20 protein-coding genes and 1 CRISPR repeat array (1 of these 21 only partly in view) are annotated in these 23007 nt (G+C 39.4%); of the genes, 4 read left to right on the top strand and 16 right to left on the bottom strand.

The features are described 5' to 3' along the window. Nucleotides 1-1128: a CRISPR direct-repeat array (repeat unit 30 nt; unit sequence GTTTCAATTCCTATATGGTGCGATTCAAAC) (it extends 5191 nt beyond the left edge of the window). A 208-nt stretch (nt 1129-1336) separates the two neighbouring features. The 10 genes from cas2 to AC59IL_RS38150 form a co-directional block, all read right to left on the bottom strand. Beyond that, nucleotides 1337-1600, bottom strand: a complete 264-nt coding sequence (gene cas2, locus AC59IL_RS38195; RefSeq protein ID WP_496557524.1) for a CRISPR-associated endonuclease Cas2 — start codon at nt 1598-1600, stop codon at nt 1337-1339. A gap of 42 nt (nt 1601-1642) precedes the next feature. After that, nucleotides 1643-2647 (bottom strand): type I-B CRISPR-associated endonuclease Cas1b, encoded by a 1005-nt coding sequence (gene cas1b, locus AC59IL_RS38190; protein WP_496557523.1) that lies wholly within the window; start codon nt 2645-2647, stop codon nt 1643-1645. Then, nucleotides 2644-3150 (bottom strand): CRISPR-associated protein Cas4, encoded by a 507-nt coding sequence (cas4, locus tag AC59IL_RS38185; RefSeq protein WP_496557522.1) that lies wholly within the window; start codon nt 3148-3150, stop codon nt 2644-2646. Before cas4 ends, cas1b begins: the two co-directional genes overlap by 4 nt. A gap of 17 nt (nt 3151-3167) precedes the next feature. Further along, nucleotides 3168-4241, bottom strand: a complete 1074-nt coding sequence (locus tag AC59IL_RS38180; RefSeq protein ID WP_496557521.1) for a hypothetical protein — start codon at nt 4239-4241, stop codon at nt 3168-3170. A 31-nt stretch (nt 4242-4272) separates the two neighbouring features. Continuing rightward, the gene (locus AC59IL_RS38175; RefSeq protein WP_496557520.1) at nt 4273-5568 is read right to left on the bottom strand and encodes a hypothetical protein; all 1296 of its coding nucleotides are present in this window, start codon (nt 5566-5568) and stop codon (nt 4273-4275) included. Between the two features lie 18 nt (nt 5569-5586). After that, nucleotides 5587-7779, bottom strand: coding sequence for a CRISPR-associated helicase Cas3' (cas3, locus tag AC59IL_RS38170; RefSeq protein ID WP_496557519.1), 2193 nt, complete (start codon nt 7777-7779; stop codon nt 5587-5589). After that, a complete protein-coding gene (locus AC59IL_RS38165; RefSeq protein ID WP_496557518.1) occupies nt 7776-8438 on the bottom strand; it encodes a hypothetical protein in 663 nt (220 codons plus the stop codon). The genes cas3 and AC59IL_RS38165 overlap by 4 nt, the downstream gene beginning before the upstream one ends. Nucleotides 8439-8444: 6 nt before the next feature. Continuing rightward, on the bottom strand, nt 8445-9104 hold the full coding sequence (gene cas6 / locus AC59IL_RS38160; RefSeq protein WP_496557517.1) for a CRISPR-associated endoribonuclease Cas6: 660 nt from the start codon (nt 9102-9104) through the stop codon (nt 8445-8447). Between the two features lie 579 nt (nt 9105-9683). Next, nucleotides 9684-11444 carry an SMP-30/gluconolactonase/LRE family protein gene (locus tag AC59IL_RS38155; RefSeq protein ID WP_496557516.1) on the bottom strand — a complete coding sequence of 587 codons (1761 nt, stop codon included), beginning with the start codon at nt 11442-11444 and terminating at the stop codon, nt 9684-9686. Nucleotides 11445-11465: 21 nt separating this feature from the next. Beyond that, nucleotides 11466-11882 carry an aldo/keto reductase gene (locus AC59IL_RS38150; protein ID WP_496557515.1) on the bottom strand — a complete coding sequence of 139 codons (417 nt, stop codon included), beginning with the start codon at nt 11880-11882 and terminating at the stop codon, nt 11466-11468. Between the two features lie 513 nt (nt 11883-12395). Here AC59IL_RS38150 and AC59IL_RS38145 point away from each other — a divergent pair. Both AC59IL_RS38145 and AC59IL_RS38140 read left to right on the top strand, forming a co-directional pair. Further along, nucleotides 12396-12839, top strand: coding sequence for a hypothetical protein (locus tag AC59IL_RS38145; protein ID WP_496557514.1), 444 nt, complete (start codon nt 12396-12398; stop codon nt 12837-12839). Further along, on the top strand, nt 12839-14248 hold the full coding sequence (locus tag AC59IL_RS38140) for a DUF6575 domain-containing protein (protein ID WP_496557513.1): 1410 nt from the start codon (nt 12839-12841) through the stop codon (nt 14246-14248). The genes AC59IL_RS38145 and AC59IL_RS38140 overlap by 1 nt, the downstream gene beginning before the upstream one ends. Before the next feature lie 242 nt (nt 14249-14490). On the opposite strand, the gene AC59IL_RS38135 is transcribed toward AC59IL_RS38140, so the two are convergent. The 3 genes from AC59IL_RS38135 to AC59IL_RS38125 form a co-directional block, all read right to left on the bottom strand. After that, nucleotides 14491-15438, bottom strand: a complete 948-nt coding sequence (locus tag AC59IL_RS38135) for a restriction endonuclease (RefSeq protein ID WP_496557512.1) — start codon at nt 15436-15438, stop codon at nt 14491-14493. Between the two features lie 258 nt (nt 15439-15696). Next, nucleotides 15697-16977 carry a hypothetical protein gene (locus tag AC59IL_RS38130; protein ID WP_496557511.1) on the bottom strand — a complete coding sequence of 427 codons (1281 nt, stop codon included), beginning with the start codon at nt 16975-16977 and terminating at the stop codon, nt 15697-15699. 805 nt (nt 16978-17782) lie between these two features. Beyond that, nucleotides 17783-17992: a helix-turn-helix domain-containing protein gene (locus AC59IL_RS38125; RefSeq protein WP_496557510.1), complete on the bottom strand. Its 210-nt coding sequence runs from the start codon at nt 17990-17992 to the stop codon at nt 17783-17785. 392 nt (nt 17993-18384) lie between these two features. Between AC59IL_RS38125 and AC59IL_RS38120 the strand changes: the two genes are divergently transcribed. Continuing rightward, on the top strand, nt 18385-19011 hold the full coding sequence (locus AC59IL_RS38120; RefSeq protein WP_496557509.1) for a hypothetical protein: 627 nt from the start codon (nt 18385-18387) through the stop codon (nt 19009-19011). Nucleotides 19012-19506: 495 nt separating this feature from the next. Here AC59IL_RS38120 and AC59IL_RS38115 read toward each other — a convergent pair whose 3' ends face one another. Beyond that, nucleotides 19507-19878 (bottom strand): hypothetical protein, encoded by a 372-nt coding sequence (locus AC59IL_RS38115; RefSeq protein WP_496557508.1) that lies wholly within the window; start codon nt 19876-19878, stop codon nt 19507-19509. Between the two features lie 263 nt (nt 19879-20141). Next, a complete protein-coding gene (locus tag AC59IL_RS38110) occupies nt 20142-20315 on the bottom strand; it encodes a hypothetical protein (protein WP_496557507.1) in 174 nt (57 codons plus the stop codon). A 27-nt stretch (nt 20316-20342) separates the two neighbouring features. On the opposite strand from AC59IL_RS38110, the gene AC59IL_RS38105 reads away from it, so the two are divergent. Continuing rightward, nucleotides 20343-20807 carry a Wadjet anti-phage system protein JetD domain-containing protein gene (locus AC59IL_RS38105; RefSeq protein WP_496557506.1) on the top strand — a complete coding sequence of 155 codons (465 nt, stop codon included), beginning with the start codon at nt 20343-20345 and terminating at the stop codon, nt 20805-20807. Nucleotides 20808-21998: 1191 nt separating this feature from the next. Here AC59IL_RS38105 and AC59IL_RS38100 read toward each other — a convergent pair. Continuing rightward, nucleotides 21999-22607: a hypothetical protein gene (locus AC59IL_RS38100; protein ID WP_496557505.1), complete on the bottom strand. Its 609-nt coding sequence runs from the start codon at nt 22605-22607 to the stop codon at nt 21999-22001. Nucleotides 22608-23007 lie beyond the last annotated feature (400 nt).

Below are 23007 nucleotides of genomic sequence, written 5' to 3'. Positions count from 1 at the left end.
ATTCAAACACGATTGATGCCTGTTGACTGATCAATACACGCAAGTTTCAATTCCTATATGGTGCGATTCAAACCCGGCGAAATATAGGTATCATCCTGTCCTGTTCTAAAGTTTCAATTCCTATATGGTGCGATTCAAACCATGATAGCAAAACAATTTTCCGCTACAGTTATATGTTTCAATTCCTATATGGTGCGATTCAAACTTGGAGTCGAACCCAATGAATACAGTAGTACCCGCAAGTTTCAATTCCTATATGGTGCGATTCAAACCAGGTGCAGGTAAAGGATTGACCATACTTAACCAGGTTTCAATTCCTATATGGTGCGATTCAAACATATTGTATAGTTTCTTTCCATTTTACTAATCCTGTGTTTCAATTCCTATATGGTGCGATTCAAACTTCTGATCCGTTTGGTACGGAGCTTACTTTATAAATGTTTCAATTCCTATATGGTGCGATTCAAACTCAGTTGGCAAATAGCCGGCAGGGTTGTTTTTTATGGTTTCAATTCCTATATGGTGCGATTCAAACCATTGAGCGTGATTTCATTTTTGTCGCTGCCATCCAGTTTCAATTCCTATATGGTGCGATTCAAACGCAACGCTGACAAAGTGCAGCCAGGTTATTAAACGTTTCAATTCCTATATGGTGCGATTCAAACCGTACCGGGGTTACGACTTATAGTTGTGGAAAACTTTCGTTTCAATTCCTATATGGTGCGATTCAAACAATAAACTTTATCTTCTCCACCGTACCCTACCAGGTTTCAATTCCTATATGGTGCGATTCAAACAGCTCGTCTGTCACACGCTGCAACGATGCCCAATATGTTTCAATTCCTATATGGTGCGATTCAAACAATCGATTATGAGTGGGTAAAAGTTACTATTAAGTATGTTTCAATTCCTATATGGTGCGATTCAAACTTTCTTCGAGTAGTTGCTTTGCCTCTTCTTTACTAACGTTTCAATTCCTATATGGTGCGATTCAAACTGGAAGGTTGTTTCCGCTGAAAATGATTTACCGGTGTTTCAATTCCTATATGGTGCGATTCAAACCAGCCAAGCCTTCCATTAACCGTTGCTTGCTTTGTTGTTTCAATTCCTATATGGTGCGATTCAAACTCGTTTATAACAAATTATTATTTCATTGATGTTGAATGTACTTACAAGTAATAATGGTATTGATTGTGAGAAAAAAATCGTCTGTTCCCAATACTATAAGTCACCTTAGGGAGCGACGACTTAAATATGCTTATGACTTTCAATGATTTAAGTAGTTTAGTTGGAGTAATATAAATCAGTTTGTTTCTGGTTTTCTTTTCACCGACGACTATAATATATTATCCAACTCATTTTTTTCCTTCCCAATCACTAGCTTGTCAAGCCATTTTTCCTCACGACTTTTAAATATAATACAACTGTCTTTCTCTTCATCCATAATTTGTTTGACCTCCTGTAATAATTCTTTTAGTTTCACTTGTGTGAGTTCTCCTTCAAATACACTGTTTTGTATCCAGTTTAAATAACGTCGACACAACTTAAGCATTTTAGCAACCCGCCTTTCTTCAATGTCGTATACTAATATTACGTACATGCTTTTATAAATGGTTAAACTGAGTATGTCATTGAAGATGCTCTACCACCATGTTTTAAATGGTTGATATTCCTCAATCCCTAAAATATGTTTGGCCAATTTATAGCATTCCAGTTTTACAAGGTGCTTGTAACTAACGTTTCGGCCTAGCGACCTGTGTTTAATTGTTTCATTCAATTTTTCATCCCATGCTTTTACTACTTTCTTGCGGCCGGTTTCTCTTAGCATGCATTTATTTAGATGTATATCAAAATCTGATTCCTGAACCTGCCTTTTATTAAGTAATGTAAATATTAACCGGTCGGCCAGCACTGGTTTAAATATTTCAGCCAAATCCAACGCCAGCGAATACCGACGTTCGCCTGGTTGATGTAAAAAACTAATGGTCGGATTTAATTGGGTGTGATAAATCATGTCAAGGCAAAGCGTATAACATAAACTGTTCACAAACGAAATCATGGTATTCAATTCGTTTGAGGGCGGTTGCCTGACTCGCGGCCCCATATTATAATCGTTAATTATTGTTGAAAAAGCTGCATAATAATGTATTCGGATATTTCCTTCGATGCCCATTAGTGATTCTACATCCGGGGCTGTTGCTATAGAAAACTGCAGCGCCTCTATTGCAGCAATTTGCAAGGAAGTGTCTTTTTCCCGATTATTGTAATATTTCAGGTTTTTCAGCATATTAGCAACCGCTCCTTCAATTATTTTTTTTGCCAATATTGTTCTTCTGTCTGGGTTTTGATACACCTCTGCCTGCGCTATTACCATTTTTCCTGATAACAAATAATCTTTTGGCATAAAGGAACCTGTGTAATGCTCATAATAATCAAAAAAATGAACACTGATTTTTTCCTTACCCAAAAAATTATACAAAGCGCTGTTAGCATCAAGGCTGCCAAAAGCGTACAGGTTATCCACCGTTTCAATTGGAATGTATTTAACTGTACCTTCTGCACCTTCCTCATTGATTGCCGTAAATTGAAGTGTGTTGTCTTTGCGGCTTATGCGGCCGGGATTAAAAAGATAATAGCTTTTTTTCATGGAGTATTAATATAACAAAAATCATAGTATGCACATTGCTTGCATATTTTACTGTTTATAAGTGGAGGACACTGTTGGCTCCGTGCTATGTTTTCAATTTGCTTTATTGTTTGAAGAATGTACCGGCGATCTTCGTCTCCAAAAATAATTTGCCGTGTTTGTTTTAATGTGGGATATTCAATAATTGCAGTTACATTTTCAACGCCTGCGTTTTCCAGCAGCCAGATGTAGAATTTTACCTGCCATGCATGGGCCTCTTCCATTTTGTTACTTTTCTTAACTTCATGAATCACTTTCCTGGCAGCATCATAAAAATCTATCTTACTACCTCCAATCTCTATTTCGGTATATTTTTCTGCCCGTTGACGGTAACTGGTTTCTCCAATCAGTTTTCCCTCAGCAACGTTGTCTGACGTATGTTCCATATAAACTCCCTGTGTAAATAACCAAAGTTTCCGGTGGCAGATGTGAAAGTAACTAATGTGTGTTGCTGTAATATGCATGGCAGGTAAAAGTTAGCTTATTGAACCATTTGTTTCTCAAATGGAAAAGCCTGCATTTGTTCAATTAAATAAGCGGCCGCATCATCCAATGCCTGGGCATTGCCTGATGTACCTTTAATAAATGCAGATATTGTAGGGGTGAGGAACATTTGGGCCCGGGCTGTTTCGTCAATAACCGGCCTGGCTTTGTAGTCCGATTCCGTATCCAGCTCAGCTCGTACGGCATAAGCTACCTGATTAGCATTGTTGCTAATGGCAACCGCCAGCGTTTCCATCAACGAAAAAGTTCGCGACTGATTGCTGGTGATACGCCAGTTCAATAAGGCATCAGTTAATGATTCAATGATCCTCTTGCGGTCTGCCTCAGGACAAACCACACACCGACCAAAAACATTTTCTGTTTCCTGCCAGCCACTTCCTTTCAGTTTTTCTAATGTCTCTGGATATACTTCCGGTTCCATCTGGTTCACTGAAACACAAAACAGGGTACGCAGGTCTATGGCTACATCATATACGAAAAGACCGGAAGCGCGCTGTTGTGGCTCTATCCATTTTCGTGGTGGCAGTGTCCGTTTATTCGTTTGCAACCAGTTTGCCACATCTTCGTCTGTCATCAATTCCCTTTTCCCTCCAACCTCACGGAAAACGTTTACTTTATGCCTGTCTGCAGTAGAGCCTCTGTCAAATGACATGGCTTCTCCTTTATCTTCCAGTCCGCCCAACAAAGGATGTAAAGGGCGCATAGCCGAAATAGATAAAGGACTTCGCCGTTTCACAGTTGCTGTATCTTTTTCAGCTTTCATGTATCCACCAATTAATTGGTCGGGAAAAGAGGGATCACAGAGTGACCAGGCCTCTCCCTGCTCGGCTTTATCTTCTTTGTTGATGGTCCAGTTAAAAGTTATCGGAGCAAAAGGTATATTTAATCGGCTCGTCATGGCATCCAGGACCGATCGTTTTATTTGCTGTCCGCTTGAGTAAGCGATCTTTTCTCCGAATATTGGTTCTTTGTAATATTTCTGTCCATCGGCTACACTAAACACGGTGTGTTCGCAATGACGTAATACGCGTACATACAAAAATGGATTCATTGTTAATATTGTTTTAATTAGAAAGGGTTGTTTATTTATTTTTTTGGAAGGTATATTCAAAGCGTATCAATGCTTTGAATAGGGGAAATTGTTCTCCCGGGATGCGTATAGACTGGTCGGCAACCGCCCGGCAAACAGATTTGGCTGATTCGTTCTTTTCAAGGAAGGATGTCAAGGCTTCAATAAAAGTGGTAAGCCCTTTGGCCTCGAACAGAGACTTAGATTCAGCATTATCTGTCATCTTACCTCTTTCTTTGCCATTTCCTTTCGATTCTGCGGCCACCAATTCAGCGGCCAGTTCGGAAGCTAACTGTTGCAGGTCTGATTTGTTGTTAAGCATAGCAATAATCCAGGTTTGAATATTGAAGAATGTTTGTTTGTTTTTATCAGTAAGCTTTACGGGGCTGTATTTTCCTTCCATCAATTTTCCAAAATCCTTTGGGCGTAATGATCGTAATCCGATCTCACCAAACTGGCAGGCTTCCCTTAAGGAGAAATCCGGTATATATTGTTGCCAGAATACTGCGTCATCTTCTTCATAAGAAAAAATGCCTTGTTTTAAAGTAAATCGGGCTTCACTTAAACATTGCAATTGTGGAAAGTGAATATTGATAAATCCATACGTGGTGTTGGTTTGTCCCAAACTAAAAATGTAAACGGGCAAAGTCTGGTTACTATGCCATTGCAACAGCCTGGCGAGCACTTCAACCCAGGGATAGGTGTCCAGTTTATTTCCTTTGATTGGCGGGTCCGGCTTTTGGTTTAACGCTCCTTTAGCCAGCCAGTAACCATTCCAGGTTTCTATTTGCCTGCCATCCATTTGTTGTACTGGTTGTATATATTGACGATATACTTTCCACCCTTCATATAAATGCCAAAGTACGGGCTCACTATCTATCAACAGGCATTGGCTGCCTTCCACTCTCGCGCACAGCGCATTTCCTATCCAGGAAGCGTATAGTTCATTGGTCGAAGTTTCCCAGGTTATATTGCTTACCTGACCTGCTGTAGTTTGATCGGGACCGTTCGCTGCATATCCTACGTAAATAGAAGCATCGGGTTGTTCGCTTCTATGCACTGCAACCTGGGCTATCTTTTGTTGAAGTTTTTGATATTGCAATTTAGATCGTGTAAGGCCCGACTGTTTGAGTTCTTTGTCTGAAGGACTTTGAAAAAATGGAGAATTGGATACGTGCATCAGATGCCGGTCATCGTCAAAAAGCAAGGGATACATTTCTTTATCAAAAAACTCTTCTGCGGTGTAGCAGTTACCCGTTCTATGGTTATACAGATCTAAAAATTTTAACCCTATATAGCTTGTATACATAATGAATGATTGATACTATTATAAAAAGCTATCATGCTCACGGAATACCAAACCTTTATCCTGGTGTTCGCTTTCAGCCTGCGGTACCACAAACGGTTTGCTCGCTATTTCTAATTGCAAATAACCATGCAATCGGGCTGTTCGAATGATGGCATTCCGGGAAACCGGAATTTCCAAACCGGCACGGATATCCCAGGTGCCGGTTTCATAAGCACTCCGGTCGCTCTCCAGTATGCAGGTTGCTGAATTGATCTCCAATGTTTCCTGTAATACAGATGATTGATGGTTGCAAAGCGGGGGTAAACGGAAGCTGCCATTTTCCCAAACGAGGTGGGCTGCGATATCTACAGGTGTTGGCGTATTTGGATAAACAGCATCAAGCAGGGCTTGCAATGTATCTTCCTGTAGGGTAGTGCCATGATCGGGTAATACCGAAAAAGTTTTTTCGACTACCTGCCGGTCATAAGGCCGTTGATCGCCTTCAGGCGCCACAACATATACAGGTTTTTGTTTTCCCAATCCTTCTTTCGTGCGCCGGCGATTGATCCTTCCAAATCGTTGGATCAACGCATCCAGGGGAGCACAGTCCGTTATCATTCGATCGAAACTGATGTCAAGACTCACTTCCACCACCTGGGTAGCAACTACCCAACAAGGATTTGTTCCCTTTTCAAATTCATCGCGCAGCAATTGTTCTTTTTGGGCCCGGTCTTTCCGGCGAAAACGACTGTGAATAAGCAGGTGTTTATAATGGCCGTAATTTTCTTGTAGCCGGTTAAATACAGCCTGCGCCTTTTTTACGGTGTTGCAAACGATTAACAATTTTTCGCTGGTTGCCATAGCTTGCGCTATTATGTCACTCACTTCGTCCCAACTGGCCAGTTTGTATACATTGTGCCGGTTATACCATTGCAATTGATGGGCAGGTAGCGTAACCTGGTAAGTTTTTTCATCACCGCCAAGTAAATCAAGTAATTCCTGGTATAAGGCCGTAGGCATGGTTGCCGTTCCAATGTGTATGGAACAATTTAGCTTCAATAATACTTTCACAATTTCCAACACCATGCTACGGCTCACATCTGAATAGGTGTGTATTTCATCAAGCACCACAGCAGTGCCTTGCAGGTCCAGCATTACAGCCTCAAACCCTGGTAAGCCAAATACAATGGCGGCCAGCTGGTGAGGGGTCAGCACTTTTACTGCACTGCCCACCAAACCATGTAATGGATATTCTTCTTCAAAGTTGTCGGGATTTTCGTGTTTCAAGACCAGGGGAGCTGCCGCGTGTTGTAAATGAATGGCTGTTCCTGGCATCTTATTCCGAAAGCGTACCCACATGGCATTAATAGACGCCTGGAAGGGTAGTGTATAAAAAATACGTTTGCCGGAGCAACGACGCATTAAAAAGTCGGTTTTACCTGCACCTGTAGGCGCAACCAGAAGCGTATGGATGCGAGGATCGTTTACTGGAATATCTGATAAGGGAAATAACTTACCGCCGGGTTCAACAGGATTGAATACAGAAGTATCGGGAATACAAAATCTACTTATTAATTCAGTGGCCGTACGGTCAACCATGGCAGATGCAAAATGATCTGAAGCCATTAACAAACCCCGCCATTTTGACCATTCATTATGCTGTAACCGGTCTTTGCAATAATTTACAACATACTCCCACGCTACTCTGGCACTTGCCTGCTCAATATCATTCACCTGGAATCCAAAACTTCGTAGTATTTCAACAGCCAGGGGAATCCAATCTTCTCCCTGTTTAATGTGATTATTAAAGGGAGCATCTCTTCCGTCATTTGCTATTATATCCATAAGTCCGCGCTGGCTGACATCTTCCTTTAGCGACTTGTGGTGGGATACAATCATTTCTATTAATATGTCCCAATGTTCCTGCTCAAAACAGGGTAATAGCAGCAGGGAGGACAATTCATGGCGATGTACAAATGTCCACTGTTTTTTTTCGTGAAGCGACTTCCACGGATTTAAGCCGTCTGCTTCCTGTAATTGTAACTGAAATTTGGGATGTGCCTTGCCAAGGTCGTGTAAGGCGGCGGCTTGTAGGGGTAATGTAACATCTGACCAGCCTAACGCTTTGGTTATATGCTCTATGGCCTGCATTACATGTTGTGTATGATCGCGCAGGGTAGTACCTCCGTTGCGTTTACTTTTGGCCAGCAACTGTTGTGGTGCAGGTATCATAAATAATCCGTTCTTTTACGAATGGGATCCCCAAAAGAGATCACTTTGCCATACATGGGAACCGCATTGGCAAACCGGTTATAGCCTACCTTGAAAGTAGGTTCTTCCATATTGCCGAATAATAATTCAAAGCCAGGAAACAAGTCTGATTCCCACGCTGACTGAGTTACCTCATATGTTTCTTCAGGTAACAATACATCTTCATTTCGGCACAGGCACAAATGCTGGAGAGTGGCTTTACCAGCCAATTCGGGCGAGGAAAAAGCCAGGTAAAGATTGGGTTCAATTAAAACACCTCTGGTCAGGATACCTGTTGCAGGACGCCGGGTAACAGTAGGAATAGTAACTTGCTTATACTCTTCTTTTCCTTTCTTATGGACCAATCGTTGCTCTATAATTGGCTCACCTTTTTTTTCAACCCAGGCCTTTGACCAGGTTTGTTCCTGCTGCCGGCTTATTCCGGTATAGTTAATTCGATGACCAACAATATAGCCTTGCAAGCCATTTGCGGACAATAATTCCGGGAATAGTTTTTTCTCCATACCCTCGATAATAGAAGGTGTTAAAAACTGTTGGCTAAATGTTTCGCCGTCTCGAACCGCGGTCCAGGGTTTAATAAAACCAAAGGGACCTGAATATTTTACAATATGGTAATGCATACGTATTTATTTTAAAGCGCCAAAACCTACTCCCGTAGAATTGCCAATTCCTACATTCCAGGCAAAGGCAATTTGCTCAGGAGAGCCTTCAATAATTACCGGGCAGATGTTTACGCGGTTGCTTATTTCTTTATACCTGATAATTTTTGTTTTTGGAGAAGAATAGGAGGGGTCAAACCGTACCTGTATATTTTCAAAAGGCAGGTTAGCTGCTTTTAATTTCTTTTGTAGTGTTTCGGTTAAGTAATAATTGCATTGGGGATGATCGTATGTAATATGTTTTTCATTATTATCAAATCTTCTTTTAATAAAAACAGGGCTACCAACAAAGAATTTTTCTGATGAAGAGAAGGTAGGCGTGTCCGTAATTTGTATTTCTGCAACTTCGGAACCGAAGCAAATAGAAGGGTCTGTCATAATACCTTTGATAATTTTCTTTATCAAATCTTCCTCAAAGGCACTAATGAAAAAATAGGAATCGTTATTAAGCATTATTCCGGTATTTTTTCTTGTTGTTACATTTTCAAACCAGGAAAATGAGTACAGGCTTAACGCGCCATGATGTTCGTTATTTCCTAACCATTTATGAATAGCTCCAGTTAAATAGGATTGATAATTAAATGAAATGGGTTTGCTATTCCTGGTAACTTGCAGATATAGACGCATTGCAGTGGTTTTTAAATTTTATTTTCATTGCCCAAAATCAGGTTTATTGTATAAAGCTTCGCCTGCTCAACCACAGTATTGTAGCTGATAAACAAATGATTGACTGGTTAAACAATATGTTTACCCTGGTACCATGGAGGAATCAATGAAATATTGGTCGGTATCTACAGAAAAAGTGGCATCAAGAGATAGCAATGATTTTTTCAGGATTATGGAGGTAGAGATACAATATTATTATTTTAATTGAGCTTAAAACGGTTTCAACTTTTTCAATTTTACACATATTAATCACAAACGTTAATTTAACAAGACGTGCTGTTATTGTTGACTTGACGGTCTGTTATTTACATAATACAACAGTTAGATATAATTCAACAATTCTTGATCTTTGTCAAGTTCCTGCCATCCTAAAAGACCAGCGTGTGCCATGCTACAAACAGGATTTACCGAAGAAGAAATAGAAAAAATCGGAGGCGCTAATTATTTGCGGGTGTTTGATAAGGCTACTTCGGGGAATTAATATAGAACAAAATGGTTAACTGCAAAATGACCATCAATAAGGGAGGGATTCAAATACTTTTAAAGCCTTGGCGTAACCGGTTTGTGCGGGTTTTCAAATGTATTGCTGCCACGCACTTTGAGTTTGCGGCGATAGACTTTGTCGCCGCAGGAAACATAGATGATATTAAAATCTACGCCGCCAAAACAGCAATTGGAAGGCGTGCCTGACGGCACTGGTATGATAGCATTTACACGGCCTATCTGGTCAAGTACCTGTATGCCCAGGCGTGTTGTCGTGTATACTCTTCCTGCTGTATCACATTTAAGGCCGTCGGGCCAGGCGTTTTCATCCGTATCGGGTACATGCAGCCAGCCATAGCGTTGTTTATAGGCAAGTTTCCCATCAGGCAGGATTTCGTATATCCATATCCAGTGAGATGCCGATTCAGCGACATATAACTGTGTCTGATCGGGTGATAGCGTGATACCGTTTGGGTATTTTAAACCCTCATCCACGACCAGTTTTTCTCCATTGGGCCTGATAAGATAGATCTTACCCGGTTTGGCGGCGCCATCGGGTACTGTAACGTAGATATTTCCATTGCCGGCTACAACAAGATCATTGCCGGGAAAGCTATCTGCTACTACTGTTTCTTTTTCATGCTGATCATAGCTTATAATTTGTTTGTTGGCGCCGGCTACCACATACCGTTTACCATCGGCGCCAAAGCTGGTACCACTTGCTCTTTTGGAATCAGGGTTTATCGTAACCAATTTCCCGTCTGGTTCAACCTTATATGTTTTTGCATTGGGTATATCCTGGAAAAAAACTTCTCCGGCCGCATTAGCTGCCGTACCTTCTGTAAACTTGTACCCTTGTGCTACCAATTGCCAGTCTTCACCGGGAATAAGTATATCCTTTAAAAACTCGTTCTTTGAATTTCCTTTCGCTACCGGCGCCGGCCAATTCTTCCAAAGCCAGCGCATGGCTTCGGGGAAAATGGCTGTACCCTGTTTGTGGTTGTGACCGCCTTCACCCCAAACATGATTTACTTCATAACCGGCAAAGGTGAATGAACGTTCCATCATTTCATTTGCTTTAAACCAGTCGCCGCCATATTTGTTGTTGTCATTGGCCCCGTCCTGCAGGAAGATCCTTATCGGTTTTGGTTCGTATTTTCGGATCAGCACCGGGTAGCGGTCACCGCCACGTAGACCTACATACGTACCAATGGCGCTGAATACGCGCGAAAATTCATTGGGATATTCCCATGCCGCCGTGAAGGCACAAATAGCCCCGCTGCTGGAACCACCAATGGCGCGGTCGTTACCGCTTTTGGACAAACGTATTGCCCGACCGTCGGTTGTTTTTTGTTTTTCAACTTCGGGTAAGATCTCGTTCAAAATAAATTGGGCATAAGCGCCTCCTAATCCATCGTATTCAAAACTACGGTTAAAGCGTGGAAGTGCTGTTGTACTGCTTGCAGCTGTATCGGGCATTACCCTGCCCGGCGTAACGAAAACCCCAATGGTAACCGGCATTTCTTTTCTGTAAATAAGATTATCGAATACCGTAGGTGCATTCCATTGTATACCATCCTGGTTCACGTACACACAGGCAGGCTTATCGGGCCGGTACTGGGCAGGTATGTATATCCAGTATTCACGCCAGGTGCCAGGAAAGATGGCAGAATGATCAAAAGTGAATTTCAGTACTTCTCCTTTTGGCACACCCGGTTGTTCCACACTGGCAGCGTCAACAGGATAATTTTCTACGGGCGCCTGTGCAAATAGTGCAGATGAGGCCATAACTGCAATCATTAGCAGGATTGGTTTCATTTACTAAATATAATACAGATTTTAGTTTGGGGGGAGGAAATCAAATGGCGGGATAAAATGGGAAGTACCGGATCTTCCTGCAGGGTTATGACGATGTTTCATAATTATCCTCACCGGGCAGCCGGCACGGCTGATACAATCAATGGTATCGATACCCAGCCGCACCAAAGAATAATTGATGAATTTCCTGATGGCTATGGGAAGCAGGTCAAGGCCGAGAAATCGACCGCCGTAGACGATGCCGCCAAACTTTACGCTTATAAAGGCGTCGTTTCTTCTGCTTTTGATGGCTTTGCCTACAAGCAGCTCATTGTGGCCGCTGCCGTAAAAGTCGCCTGTATTCAAAAAATTGATGCCGCTATCCAATGCCATCTGAATGGTAGCTATACTTTCACTTTCGTCATTCACCGGGCCTCCCCATACTGATGACATGCGCATACAGCCTAATCCGGGTTAGACACGAGTGGGCCATTTTTGCCGAGGGGATCTTTGTGGTTGTTGCTATTGTTGCCATTGTTGCTATTTGATTTAACTACACAAAGATTGGCGTTTATGCGCACCTTAGCGGGTTTCGCTTATGGCTCAAAGAGGTTGTGCGGGTGGCTCAGGGGGGACTGAATGGTAAAGGGAATTCTATTAAAAGGAGGATAGCGAATCCTGAAAGGGCTCTGTAGAGACTACACATAACACACCTGAAATGCTGAAGATATAGTCCAGATGACAATTCACGCCACAGCGTGATGCAGGGAAACCTGTAGCGGGTAAGCTAAGCAGTAGGTCATTGGTTCGATTTTTGTTTTCCAATCTGAATCACATATTATAGTAGATCATTGAATTATCTGTTTTTTTCGGAAAAACAACATTAATTAGGTAAAAACGTGTAAAACACCTTTTGTATTTTAATTATCAATTTTTTATATTGGGCAGGCAAATTCACCATCACGATAGTTTATGAACAAGCCTCTTAAGTATCAATCTCTTATTGATAGTTTAAATCTTACTGTACAATGTCCAGATGGTTGTAACCCAATAGAAAAGAAAACTTATCGCTGGGTGAAGGAAGACTTTTCGGATGGGCAAAGTTTTTTACCTAACCTTATATACGATAAGAATAGAGGGAAAAAGCCAAGAAAAAATGATCCATCAGATAATATTAAATGTGGGATGTGTGCATTATCATTTTTTGATAGTATTGAAGCATCTAAGGTAAATGCTGAAGCGATGGGTGGCGTAAGCAAGGTCACAAAGTTATTAGGATATACTCATCTTGCACAAGGAAACTTAACAGTTGATGATGGTGTGGCAAGTCTTATTGATGAACATGGTCATTTCATATTTTTCGAGTTTATTGGCGTACTTTTAGATCCGAAGTTTTCAATATTACATTCCTTATAATGTTATTTCTTCTTCCAACATATAGTCAAAATTCACTTCCAATCTCAGGACTAAAAAAAATAGGAGATTTGTTGAATTATGATGGCCCTATTCTATCATTATTCAATGATGATTTGAATCAATATTATTTTTTTTATTGGGTTGATCATGATAATTCTTATAATCGCTGGCTGGTTTGGAAAGTAAAAGATGAAAATCTTTATTATTATTTAACTCAAGAAATTAGCCTACGAGATTTGCTTGCGTTCGAGGACAAAGATTACGTTTTCAGTGTAGATATCGATGATCAGTTGAACTATTCTAATGTAACTCCAATTGAAGTTAAGAGAATTCCATCAGATTATTTACCAGAATCTAAATCCTTTTACAAACTGCCGCTACCCAAATTTGCCATTGAATTTATTGATGAGTATGAAAGAAGTGACAATTATTACAAAGTGTTAATGAAGCAGAAAAGTATTATTTTTAACATTAGTCCTACTGTTTTAAATTTTGCAAGAGCTGTTACTACTCACGATGCTGGCAGTTTCCTTTCTAGATTAACTCGATCTATTAATGGTTTTATTGAGGAGAATTTTTGGAACAGGTATAAAGCTGTGATAAATAGTGCTACCGATTATAACCGTCTTTTAAGTGAAGCAAAGGCTATTTTATCACCTAGGCTTTTTGGTTTACGGTTTGGGAGTTTTGAAGTTCTAGTAGGTGTCGATGTCGTCAAAAAAATTGAATTAGATGGCTTCTCTGATTGGCAACATAATCTTTTACCAGAATATGAAAAAGATGTTGTTAATATTGATTACAATGATATAAATCAATTAAATATAATTGCAGAAAAGTATTCTGAATCAGCCAGAGCAAAAATATATGATCCCTATATTAAGATTATTAATAACCCACATTATGAATTTGTTGTAAAAGATAAAGCTAATAAAATAGTAAAGGTTTACCATAAGATAGAGAAATCTAAAGGGGAAATTGTTGTGCCATCCAAAAAGAATATTGAACAAGAAGTGACAAAAGGGAAAAAATTTATTAATATGGTTGTAGAATTAGCGGAGGGGCAAGATGTTTCTGAAATCAACAAACGCCTTTTACAGTCAGGGCTGCTCTTTAGCCAACAATTGGATGAATTACATCTGCTTTTAGATTCAGTGTCAAATGATATAGTGAAAATCTTTTTTAAATCCCCGATTCAATATACATTTTCCTTTACAAAAAATCTGTATACAGTTTATGTAGAAGATTTAAGTTTGTATTTGGATAATATTGACAAGACTATACTTTTAGAACATTTACAGGCAGAAATAATACGATTGTATAATTCTTCTCGAACTACCGAAGATGGAGATTGGGTCAAAACCTTTTTTGAAAAAATTATAGACCATATAGAACAATTGCCGAATACATAAATTATCCATAGAAAATGGAGCATTTCGAATTGTAGCTCGGTAACATAACTTTTCTTCCCTTCCAAATGTTTTATCGAAAAACCACCTTCGCATTGTTCAAGGACTTTCACGAAATATAATAACCTGTATTTATCAAATTGGTTATTCAACCGGATATTTTAATTTCATTATCTTTCAATTTAAAAAGAAAAAAAACTTAAAGTAATGTCACTTAGGCTTATGATACCTCCACATAGTGGCAGCTATTTTTTTACCTGCTCATTTTCTATAAAAGAGAGGGGATATTCACGTACACTGGAAATCGTCTTACCACCTGGCTCAATGTATGATGTGGTAATTAGAACACCATGTTTTGCTTCATCAAAAAGAACATCTGCGTAAAAAGCTTTCACTACTTCAATTTTTACTTTGTTGCTTTTTTTATGTCGTTTACATTGGATTACAATAGTAGGCTTTTCTGAAATGCTTTTATCATAGGCACGGATATCTATACCACCATCATTCGTTCCTGGCCCAAGTTCAACTTTGTAATTTTGCCTAGCAAAATATTCTGCACAAAACTGTTCAAAGTTGTGCCAATGCATGATCTCTAACTTGTCTTGGTTTACGGCTAAGTAATCCAAAAATCTTTGTGGTATAAATTGATTTTCTTCTCCCTTGATTTCACAATTAAATAAATTACTTAAAGGTGTTCCATCCTTCCAATTTTTTGGTGATGTAGGGTGAATAAAATTACTGGATTCATGCGCGTGTGCAACATCTATTAATATGTCAATGGCCATTTCATGAGGAAAGCCTGTTTGAGACGTTATTTCTTGCACAAGAATCGAGGGATCAGTAACTTGACCGGGATGTTTTCTTACATAATTGGTTATTACTTCTAAGGCTTCTACTGGATTGTAACCTATTTTTACCCATTTCATTAAATTTCCGGAAAAAAGATGAGGGTTTTCCATGCCTGGTGTAATATTTCCTACCTTAATCCGAAGGAAACTGGCATGAGCGTCAAAAGTTTCACTCCGAATATGCATTCCTTTATCTATATCTTCTTCCTTTAAAAACCAATCACTATGCTTTTCATGTAGGAAATTTCTTACTTCCTCATAAGTTAGTATTAATCCTGATTTGATACTGACTATTTCAATAAGATTATCCAAATAACTTCTTATTGTAAATGTAATTCCTCCCATGCTATTAATCAACTATTAGATGAACAAATACAATATTAGCGGTTTGTTTTGATTGCCGTGCAATGTGATGGAGATTACTTTGGAGCAGTCACCCGTAAAATCACATGGTTATCCGCTAGGCAGTTATTCTTTCCCAGTATTCTCTGATGAAGTTAAAGCAGAGTAGCAAATCACAAATTAATGTACGATTTGCTAAGCCAAGTTTTTGCCAAACCTAATTTTTGAATTTGTTTGTTGTGTCTTAATTTATCAGAACAATCAAAATCGGTTCTCCCATTTGTCAATTATATCATCTACTAAGTGCCATACATTTGATTTTAGTCCCAAGCCATCTGTAATTATAAAATCAATCCTTCCGTCCTCTGGATCATCTTGCTTCCTCGGAATATGGATAAGTTGATACCCTGTGATAGAGTATGGTGGAAATCTCTGAGTAATTTCCACTTCTCTCTTCAATAAGGGATTAAAATATTTTTTGTCATATGATAAGTGATGCGTTGCTGGAGGTTGAAAAATTTGATTTATAAATGGCACAATGTATCTTGCTAAATTGTCCAAGTCAATAACGTTATGTTTGGGCGGCACAAAAGTGATCGTAACATTTACAGGTTGGAGTAATGGAAAAAGTATTTTGTGTTTTTCCTTAAACTCTTTTAGTTGTTCTTGGGTTTTGCTTTTAAATAGTTTTGTTTCTCCATCTTCAATTGGAGCATTTCCTAAGTTGATAAAATTAGAAGTGAAATAAATATATCCTCTTGTTATACTCCAAATTTTTTGAAATTTATTATCTTTTGAATACTTCTTGTTATATGAGAAATTATGTTGAAATATGGAAGTCAAATCTCTAATCCCAATTTCATTTTGCTTTAGATATTTTTCTTGAATTTGCCTTACTAGAAAATGCCTTTGCAAATCATAAAATGCTTGTCCTGTTTGATTAACATGCTTTACTTTATTTTTTTCTAAGAATTTGAGATCTTCCAAATAATCTAAAGAATCAAAGCTATTTTTATCTCGTTCAATTGTATCAATAAATCTATGATGCATAAAAGAGTCAGCATCGATGAATCTGTTAGAAATAATTCTGTCTGTTAGTTCGATGTCTTGTATGAAACTTGAGAGGGAATAAGATGTAATTCTAATCTCCGGTTCTTGCCCTCCAAATATGTCAAGATGGTAATTCGCTATAAGGATTTTAACTTGTTTGTCGTCTTTGAAGAGTATTCCTTTTAAGCTATCTTCTTCAATATCTTTATGAAGTAAATCAAGGTAGTTCTTACTTAAGGTTTGAAGAGATGGGGGATTATGTTTAGTAGTATAAAAATCAATTTCTAAAATTATATCTCCGATATGAGATTTTCGGTTCCTTTCTTTAAGTTGACGCTTTACCTCTTTCCTAAAAAATATTTTTTCTTCTCTTGTTATGCTTTTTTTGCTTTTTGGCTCTTGTTTAATTATTAAATAGTTTGTCTTCATCCAACGCTTTGTCCTTTCGTAGGATTGGCCTTCTATAGACTCTAAATATTCTGTTCTTGTCATGTTATTTCATTATGAAATTACTTGCATAATATACATATTCGTATATTCTTTATAGATATATAAATTGGTTTGAAGTGTAGAAGCTTTGGCCTTTATCTTTATTCCATAGCTTCGCCCTCTCAGTCACATTGATATGACCGGCAGTTCAATGTATTAAATTATATAAATTTATTACAAATCGACACAACTTTTATTTGTTTGAGTTAGATCAACTTTTTATTTATCAAAATGGCGTACGTACAAAGGCTATGGTAGCCGTTGCATTTTAGATAAGCGTGGTTGCTTCACTAGTCTGTCCCAGTTAGTATGTGGCAACATACTACCGCCTTTGCCTGCAACATCGAATCCGCTGATAAGCAACCGGGTTCTGTCGCTAATACAGATTGTCGTTACATACCTGGGCGAGTGATGATAGTAATTGCAGGTCAATGGCCTTTTGTCGTGTTTAACAGGCATCATTTCTTTATCGCATCCCTGAGCCTTGAAAGGGCAGCCTGATACTCGGACAATACTTTTTTAAGCTCGGCCATGGCTGCGGGTAGATTAGGAAGGGAAATGATACTTTATAGGCTAATTTATAACGGTCAGGACATAAGGTCATTGATTAGAACCTAATGCCGAAATGCAGAACTATTAAATTATTTTATGCCGAGACTTATTAACAAAGTCATTGTATAAAATTGATTTCACAATATTTTATATGGCTATATTGGACTGGCTTAACGGGAAAATCGCATATTTTGGTTCAAAGGGGTCGAATTCGACGTCATTCAATCCCTTCACCCAATAACCAATCTTAACTTAATTAGTTTCCCTCACTCCCAATCTCCCTCCACCACCGCCTTCCCTGGCAAAAATCCTGTGGCGAGCAGCCAAACTCGTAAGCTAACCGGTTAAGATGGTTGAGGTTGTAGGTACTCGGACTATTAGGACTTTCGATTTGACCAATATACCCTCTGGTTAGTCCTAAGATAACGGCAATTTCATCCTGTGAAAGATTTTTCTTCCTTCGCATTTTCTGTAATCTTATTAATTACAACCATCTCAAATTTTGTTTTTTGGGAACCTGGCATTTTACTTAGTCATACTAAGCAAAAAAAATTACAGGGTTCTATAAATTTGAAATAATATAACTGGTACCGTGAGTACCGCGATACTGAGTCTCTCCCGACGAATCTGACAATTCACCACATGTGAGGCTAAGTAAGCGCCCAATCTATATATCGCAAATAGGGTTGGGCCTGCTTATGCTCTTTGAATGTGGTCGCCGAAAGGCGTGGGCTTGTCAGAGCCCGTCGGACAAAGGGCAGGCAGGTTTCAACCTTATTGTTTTGGGCCTGTTTTATCCGGCTCAAAACCGCCCTTGCTGCAGGCTCAAACCATTTCATGTAACCTAAAACCACCCACATGAAAGAGCCATTAAACCAAAGCACCGCCGGCCACCTGCCTGCGTGGCATAACCAACCACTTCACTTATCCGTTCAGGAAATTGAGCATCCTGCACTTGTTCTGGATCAATTTTTTGATTGTTACCATTTGCCGGATATCAGAGGCTGTCTTGATAACTGGCTGCAGGATGCGCTTGCCAAACCTACCATCGAATCAAAACAACATGTATCTACACATAATGAGGTGCAAAAACTGGTGGAGGCTGCCTGGCTGATTTATCAAAATGGCATCGGGCATAATAATCGTTTAAAGCTTTCCGCCTGTAGTGCAAAAGATAGCTCAAATGCAGATGAACAGGATATTTCTGCTGAAGATCCATTCAACAAACCCAAACGCCTCATCGAAAGAGTGACCGATGATCCTTTGCACGTTATCAGCGAAGTTTTTAAAATTGAATCGCTGGAGTTTATAAAAGAAAGTCTGGCTGCCTGGCTTCAGGTTGGATTGGTATCAGAAAGCACAAAATATGCCTTTGGCGGTCAGCGGTCTTGTTTACTATCTTTTTATAATGAGCTGCTGTTGTTGATTGACGCGCTGTGTAGTATTAGTGAACATCACCCTGAATTAAATAGCCCAAACCGGTAAAAAACCGGCATTACTTTCAAAAGAGCAATTGGCAAACCCTGTAACAGTTGTAACCGCGTTCTTTAAAAAATTTCCTGTAACATATATCCGGCGTGAGCTGTGGGATTGGTTTCAGGCAGGTATAACATTTGGCGGTGATTATCCTGAAAACTTATGGCCGGCGGTTGTATTTAACCTGTACGATTATTTATCATGCCTTACTGAAGCGGGTTATAGTCTCTCGCAAAATTTGTTCGTTGTACAAGACGGGAAGGCGATAAGGCTCGCTTCGAGCGTGTAATTTTTTTGGACCCATGAGCGAATTGCAGGCATTGCATACCTATGGTACTGTTTTGTGCCTGGTTAAATCCGTGGATCGACGGTTAATAACCCAAATAACCCAGACACTTAGCCTTAAATACCAGATATCGCTTTTCGCTTACAAAGTAAAACCCCACAAGTATTTGTAAATAACATGTGGGGTCTTATTTTATGATTAAATTACTAATTACACTTTTATTTCTTTTTTTTAAATGATTCTGGTATACCATGTTTCTTCAAAAACTTAATTGCGTTTTCAGTCTTTTTCTTAAAAGCAGGTTCGTTACTGTAGTCCCTCATTTTCTTTACAATGGTTACATTGCTTGTTTGTTCCTTTTTTGTTGTCACTGCTGGCATAATACCTCCTTTTTCGATTAGCTCAAAGGTGAAAGGTACGAATATTTGATAATTGAATGCAAGCTTTTGCACGTGTGAATCGTACATATGGTGACAGTTACCCGTTTTCTTCGCACCGGTCATGGTTTGTACAAATGGGGAGGAGATAAGTTCTCCTTCGAGAGCTGCTAACTGATATTCATAGCTGTTCTGTAAACCTGTATAGGACAACCTCTAAAAGTTTAGTAACTTTTAAACTTGAAAATATCTCAGTATTACGAACAAAAAGAAAAATGAACTAAATCACAATACAATTGATTAAACCAAAAGACATATCTAAAAAGGCGGAAAACAAAATAGCTGAAGTGCTCAACGCCTGGGTGGAAAGTCGGGAAATTTTTCCATTAATAATTCGAGGCGATAAGACCCTTACAACACCCAACTTTGAGATAAACCATTGGCACACTCGTAGTAAGCCGAGCCATTTTCCTGCATTAATTATAACCTTGAGCGGATTTATCATCAACCAGCTTTCCAGTTGCGGTTGCGCGGGTATTTCCCGCAGGTAACATGAAGAAAATAAAGGAATTCTGGAAAGTCTGCTCAAAGAATTGATCGGAGATTCCATTTTCAAAGAGCTGGCGCAATACTTCAGCGGTATTTCGCATGTTGGTATTACTTTACATGATTTGGCTATGTTGAATTTGCCATGCAAAAGGGTTATTATAATGGAGAATAAAACCAATTATAGTAATATTGAAAACTTCCTTACCCTGCCACAACTCCGTGATACAATAGTCATTTTTGGTAGTGGTTATGCTTTACATGACCTGAAGCGCGTATCTTGGTTAAAGGATATAAAATTATACTATTGGGGAGATATTGATGTGCAAGGTTTTGAAATACTCTCCGCATTACGTGGCATGTTCCCACAAACCCAATCTGTTTTAATGAATAAAACCGTATATGACTTATTCAAGTATCTGTGCTGTAATGGAACAAAGAGTAATGTAACTGCACCGTTGAATTTGACTGAAGAAGAGTCGTCCTTATACCAATGCTTGAAAGGTTGTCCTGACAAAAACCGGTTAGAGCAGGAGCGTATACCCCATGAATATGTGCTGCAATGTTTTAGAGATCTGTTTTACGATAAGATATAAATTTAAAGAGGGCTGAGTATGAACTTTGACACATAGGCTCTTGTTTCAAATTAATTTATAGTTTGTGTATTAAAACAGCTGCAGGTAGATAGAGATGGAGCAATTGGGCCTTCAGGCAGGTATAACGTTTGGCGGTGATTATCCCGAAAACTTATGGCCGGCGGTTGTATTTAACCTGTACGATTATTTATCATGCCTTACTGAAGCAGGTTATAGTCTCTCGCAAGTGGGTTCAACAGAAATACACCCGACTGGCCCGATTAACTTACAGGTATGAGAATGTACCCAATGATTTCAAAGGGGTCGAATTCGACGTCTTTTGCACCAGTCCAATTCGCCATTGGCCCCTTCGATAAAGCCATCTAATGTTGTGGCTAAATTCAGTATTATTTTGTCATAGGGCAAAGGTAATATTGGGGGTATGAGTTGATTTGGAAAAAGGCGACAAAATTATAATCCGGAAATGAAAAAGAGGGTGTCATAAATAAAATGAGTGAAGGGCAATTTCATTGGTTACATAATAAAAAACAGATAATATTATATTAGTTTGTTTAAAATTAAACAGGGCATGGCAGGAATGGTAAAAATTCTTTTACATTTAACAGATCGCTAAAAATAACGCCCTACCCAAAAGCATACGCGAATAGAGGATTGACTTATCCTGAATCCGGTGCGATCTTAAAAGAAATGAAATGCGCTCAATGAGTAACACAATGGTAATTCGACCCTGTATATTGCTTTTTTTCCTGTTGTTCTTTTTTCATTCTTACAGCCAGTTCAAGATCCCCCCGTTTCCAAAGGATACGAGTACGACAATTCTTAAAAACACCGCTTTTATTGAATGTTTAGGACATAGCAAAAGCTATATCTCTGTCAATTACGAAAGAATATTCAAGCTGCCGAATAAACATTTCCTTTATACGTTTCGGGCTGGTGTTGGGTATGTACCGGGAGTAACTTTTCACGAAAAAAGCTATAGAGGTACATTGACCATACCTGTTGTTGCTTCGAATACGCATATTTTAAAAATAGAAAGAAAATAACAGCGATTGATTATTATTTTGCAGAATGCTTAACGGAGGAATGGCGCATATATATTCCTGAAGGAGTCCCTGGTGACGAGGTTAACCCCAAAAAAGCCCCAACCTCTCGGTCAGGGCTCATTTTTGTTAAATAATAATTGTTTTCTCTTTACTGAATTACCTTCGAAACAACAGGGGAGTAGGCCCTTTGACCGTTGCGACCGATGGCTACAACGCGGAACCAGTAGCGCTTGTCTGAAGTAAGTCCTTCGAACCTGTAATAGCCGAAAGAACTTCCTTCACTGGTCCAGGCGGTGTTTAAACCGGGCGACTCGGTGGCGTACTGATGTACAAAGGCTATGGCAGCCGTTGCATTTTTGATACGCGTTGTTGCTTCACCGGTTTGCCCCGTTTCAACCACCAGTTTTTCGATGGCAAGTGGCAACGTACTACCGCCTTCGCCCGTAACATCGAATCCGCTGCTCAGCAACAGTGTCCTGTCGCCTTTACAGATTACCGTTACATAGTCGGCAAGTGTTGACAGTAATTGCAACACGATGGCCTTTTTGTCGTTTTTAATAGACACCATCATCTTGTCGCGTCCCTGGGCGTTGGCAAGGGCAGTCTGATACTCGGGCAATGCCTTTTTAAGATCTGCAAGTGCTGCGGGTGGATTAGGAAATGTTGGATTGTTCTCCATCTTTTCTATTACCCGCTGACTAATAGTGATCAGATCACTTTGGCGTGTTCTCTTAATAGATATTAGTTTGTTGTTCATGATTTTTAATTTTTATAAGTTAATGAATCGAATTTCCATCGCTACTTATCAAAGCAATAACCTGTCCCGCCGGATTGCGCACCGCGCTTCGGTAATAAAAACTTTGGCGTAACCGCCTAAAGCTATTTTTTGACGTATGTCACATGAAGTTTAGTGAAAGCAGGGCCGTACGGGATGAAATGGCGCCTGTTGGTATACTTTCTTCGCTGGCAGATCCTCAGGTTAAGTGAGTCAAATCAATATACCGGTTTAACAATTGAAGTAATCTGACTTATTAACCTGGCTACGTAGTGACCAGTGATTTCGGTTACTCATTTGGGTACCTTTGTTAAAACAAATATACGGTCATCAAAAAGCGAAATCCAAATGTGGGCACTCAAAATGACACATTATGACACAT

This window comes from Niastella sp. sgz303648 (assembly GCF_059587045.1).
The sequence above is the reverse complement of the archived record's forward strand: the minus strand, read 5'-3'. Positions and strand labels throughout refer to the sequence as shown.

Bases quoted from the DNA above. Each gene is read 5' to 3' on its own strand.
- cas2 (WP_496557524.1), bottom strand. From the start codon at position 1,600: ATGTACGTAATATTAGTATACGACATTGAAGAAAGGCGGGTTGCTAAA.
- AC59IL_RS38135 (WP_496557512.1), bottom strand. From the start codon at position 15,438: ATGGGAGGAATTACATTTACAATAAGAAGTTATTTGGATAATCTTATT.
- AC59IL_RS38155 (WP_496557516.1), bottom strand. From the start codon at position 11,444: ATGAAACCAATCCTGCTAATGATTGCAGTTATGGCCTCATCTGCACTA.
- cas1b (WP_496557523.1), bottom strand. From the start codon at position 2,647: ATGAAAAAAAGCTATTATCTTTTTAATCCCGGCCGCATAAGCCGCAAA.
- AC59IL_RS38140 (WP_496557513.1), top strand. From the start codon at position 12,839: ATGTTATTTCTTCTTCCAACATATAGTCAAAATTCACTTCCAATCTCA.
- AC59IL_RS38110 (WP_496557507.1), bottom strand. From the start codon at position 20,315: ATGCGAAATACCGCTGAAGTATTGCGCCAGCTCTTTGAAAATGGAATC.
- cas3 (WP_496557519.1), bottom strand. From the start codon at position 7,779: ATGATACCTGCACCACAACAGTTGCTGGCCAAAAGTAAACGCAACGGA.
- AC59IL_RS38120 (WP_496557509.1), top strand. From the start codon at position 18,385: ATGAAAGAGCCATTAAACCAAAGCACCGCCGGCCACCTGCCTGCGTGG.
- cas6 (WP_496557517.1), bottom strand. From the start codon at position 9,104: ATGCGTCTATATCTGCAAGTTACCAGGAATAGCAAACCCATTTCATTT.
- AC59IL_RS38105 (WP_496557506.1), top strand. From the start codon at position 20,343: ATGTTGAATTTGCCATGCAAAAGGGTTATTATAATGGAGAATAAAACC.
- AC59IL_RS38175 (WP_496557520.1), bottom strand. From the start codon at position 5,568: ATGTATACAAGCTATATAGGGTTAAAATTTTTAGATCTGTATAACCAT.
- AC59IL_RS38165 (WP_496557518.1), bottom strand. From the start codon at position 8,438: ATGCATTACCATATTGTAAAATATTCAGGTCCCTTTGGTTTTATTAAA.
- AC59IL_RS38125 (WP_496557510.1), bottom strand. From the start codon at position 17,992: ATGCGAAGGAAGAAAAATCTTTCACAGGATGAAATTGCCGTTATCTTA.
- AC59IL_RS38100 (WP_496557505.1), bottom strand. From the start codon at position 22,607: ATGAACAACAAACTAATATCTATTAAGAGAACACGCCAAAGTGATCTG.
- AC59IL_RS38180 (WP_496557521.1), bottom strand. From the start codon at position 4,241: ATGAATCCATTTTTGTATGTACGCGTATTACGTCATTGCGAACACACC.
- AC59IL_RS38150 (WP_496557515.1), bottom strand. From the start codon at position 11,882: ATGCGCATGTCATCAGTATGGGGAGGCCCGGTGAATGACGAAAGTGAA.
- AC59IL_RS38145 (WP_496557514.1), top strand. From the start codon at position 12,396: ATGAACAAGCCTCTTAAGTATCAATCTCTTATTGATAGTTTAAATCTT.
- cas4 (WP_496557522.1), bottom strand. From the start codon at position 3,150: ATGCATATTACAGCAACACACATTAGTTACTTTCACATCTGCCACCGG.
- AC59IL_RS38130 (WP_496557511.1), bottom strand. From the start codon at position 16,977: ATGACAAGAACAGAATATTTAGAGTCTATAGAAGGCCAATCCTACGAA.